Consider the following 2,875-nt stretch of genomic DNA (forward strand, 5'->3'; position numbering starts at 1 on the left):
AAACCGCTGGCGTGGGCGACTTCGGTCACCGGCAATGCGGTCTCGTTCAGCAGCTTCTTGGCGAACAGGCACTGGCGGTAGAGGGCGTTCGCCTTGGGCGATACCCCGAACCGACGCTGAAACAGCTGGCGCAGGTAGCGCTCGCCGATACCCAGTCTGTCGCAAAGCGCCGTCACGTTGCCCTGCTGCAGTGCGCCGGCATCGATCAGGCGGATGGCCCGTGACAGCGTGGTCTGGGATCCCTGCCAGGCGGGAGAGTCCGGTGCACTGTCCGGACGGCAGCGCAGGCAGGGACGAAAACCGGCGCGGGAGGCGGCGACCGCCGATTCGAAGTAACGAACGTGCCGCTCCTGCGGCAGCGTCGCCGGGCAGATCGGGCGGCAGAATATCCCGGTGGTCTCGACGGCAATGAAGAAGCGGCCATCGAAGCGGGCATCCCGGGCCAGTCGGGCACTGCGGCATTGCTGGGGGTCGAGCATGGGGGGCGCGTCCTGATCATCGTCTCGAGCTCATTGTAGCGGGGCGAGGCGGCGGGGCTGGCCGGATCCGGCACTCAATGATCGCCCCGGCGAGGATATGGCGTCGAGGGAAGAACGGCGCCGGCGAGGCGCCGTCTTGGGGGCGGGACGGCAGGTCGCGAGAGTCGCTACTTCCAGAGCTTGTCGTAGTCGTCCCAGTAGTGGCCCATGTCGCGATCCTGGGTCAGGCCATAGAGCGTGTAACGCCGGGCGAGGCGCGCGCCGCCATCGCGGGTCAGCGGCTGCCAGGCGAGGGTCGTGCTGCCGCGGCTCGATTCCGAGAAGAAGACGTCGAGGGGGATCGAGACATAGAGCCCCTTGTCGAAACTGCCCTCGCCGTAATCGTCGCCGGCGTCCGTCAGCGTCGCCCAGGCGCCGATCCGCACCCCGGAGTCGAACTCTCGGGAGAGGTCGAACGTCGCGCCCAGGTCCTTGGCCAGATAGCGACCCACGCTGACCTGAGCGAGAACGTCCTCGATGCCGGTTTCGATATAGGCGGTCGCGTGGCCGGTCCAGGTGTCGTATTCGCGCATGTCGAAGCGCTGGTCGAAATCCCGCTGCTTGACCCAGTTGAGATCGACGCCGAAGGCCACCGGGCTGTTGAACGGGCGATAGAGCACTTCGCCCCCGGCGCCGGCATACATCATCTCGAGCAGACCGCCGTAAGCCATGCCGTACCAGTCCTGGCCGAATCGCAGGGTACGGGTGTACTGCAGGTTGTAGATCCCGAGGCTGGTTTCATCCAGATAGCTGTTGATGTTGGTGCGAACGCGAGGCAGCTTCGAATTGGCGACGTAGTCGAAGTCATCGAAATTGTCCGCCAGGTTCAGGGCGGCGCGGCCGCTGAACCAGCCGTTGGGGTCGGTCCGGTATTCGGCGTCGAGCTTGGCGTAGATCTGGTAGAGGTAGCCGTCGGGCCCTCCCAGGTTCTGATTCAGGCCCGGCGACAGGCTCCAGGTGAACTGGTCGAGATCGTTCTGGTAGAGCAACTCCCCGTCGGGGGGCGTATCGCCGGGTTGCGTCAATGCCGAGGCGTACAGCCCGTAGTGGTACTGCTGGTCGTAGGCCGTGGAATCGGCCGCCTCGAGATAGGCCTGGCGATCATGGACGTCGTCGCGCAAGCCCATGCCGACACTCTGCCAGCGGTAGCGGTAGGTGCCGATATCTTCCGCGGTATGGTTGTTGAGAATGCGATTGGCGCGACCTTCGCTTTCCAGCATCGAGCGATATCTGGTCGCTTCGGCCTCGACGATCAGCTCGTCGTCGTCGCGGGTGATACGCCGCACCCGCATCCCGGCGTTGTTCTGCAGTTCCGAGCTGACGGCGTTCCAGTCCTGCGCGGTCCGCTCCGGTGCCGCCTGGATCGGCACCGGTCTCGGATCATCGGTCTTGGGTTGTGAAATGCCGGCGAGGTTGCCGCGAAAGGTGATGCCGAACATGGCGGTGTCGCCGCGCTCCCACCCGGCGCTCAACGAGATGTTGTCGTTGAGGCTCAGGCGGGCACCGAGATTGACCGGAGAGTGCTGAGTCAGCGTCGTCTCGAACGGTTCGCTGCGGTAGTCGTTGCCATCGTACTCGAGCTGGAGCGACAGCGGCTCCCAGCCGGTCTGGTATTCGATGCCGCCGAACAGGCCAACGTCGCCGCTGAAGATGTCGCCGAACTCGAAGTCGCCGGCTTCCTCGGGATTCTCCGTGGAGCGCTCGTCGAATCGATCCGATACCGCCCCCAGCGGGTTGCCGATGCCGCCGCCGTTGGCCAGATAACCCCAGCCCAGGCCGAGGGTGAAATCGAAGTCGTACCAGCGCTTGCTGGCGACCAGATATTCACTGCCGAAGAGGCCGGTACCGCCGAAGTCGCGAAAGCCCAGCGCCACGGCTGGCGTGTTGCGGTCCTCTTCCAGCAGCCGGAATTTGAAGTCGATCCCTTTATCCAGATAGGAACGCCCGGGATCGGTGGACGCGGGATAGTCCTGATTGGTGATCGCCGTGTAGCGAAAGCCGGCCTCCAGCCAGTCCATGGGCTGAAAGCTTATGTTGTAGCGGAGGTAGGGCGACACATGGCTGTGATTGAGGGAGATGTCTCCCAATGGCGCCATGCGTGCCGTCGGTGTCTGCATCAGCCCAACCCCGCCGAAGTCGGTGCGGGCCTGGCCCAGGTCTGCCTGCGTGATGGGCGCGTATGCCATCAGGATCGGGAGAGAGGCTCCCATGACCGGGGTGAAAAGGCGCAGCGGGGTCCAGCGGCGATCTGCGAATGTCGTCATGAGCATGGCTTAGTGGTAAAGATTGGCTGGGTCGACCGTGATGCACTCATCGCCGGGCAAGCGCGTGGCCAGAAACTGGGGGAGGGCCATGTC

Annotated in this window: 2 protein-coding genes; both read right to left on the reverse strand. The window is 64.6% G+C overall.

Going from position 1 to position 2,875, the window contains the following annotated elements; translation table 11 throughout:
• Positions 1–479: Ada metal-binding domain-containing protein (locus AC3AYF_RS19850; RefSeq protein ID WP_487780249.1), on the reverse strand; the 479-nt coding region annotated here is incomplete at its 3' end.
• Positions 480–646: 167 nt separating this feature from the next.
• Positions 647–2,782, reverse strand: a complete 2,136-nt coding sequence (locus AC3AYF_RS19855) for a YjbH domain-containing protein (RefSeq protein WP_295041366.1) — start codon at positions 2,780–2,782, stop codon at positions 647–649.
• Between the last annotated feature and the right edge of the window lie 93 nt (positions 2,783–2,875).

It is taken from the genome of Salinicola sp. (assembly GCF_982684285.1).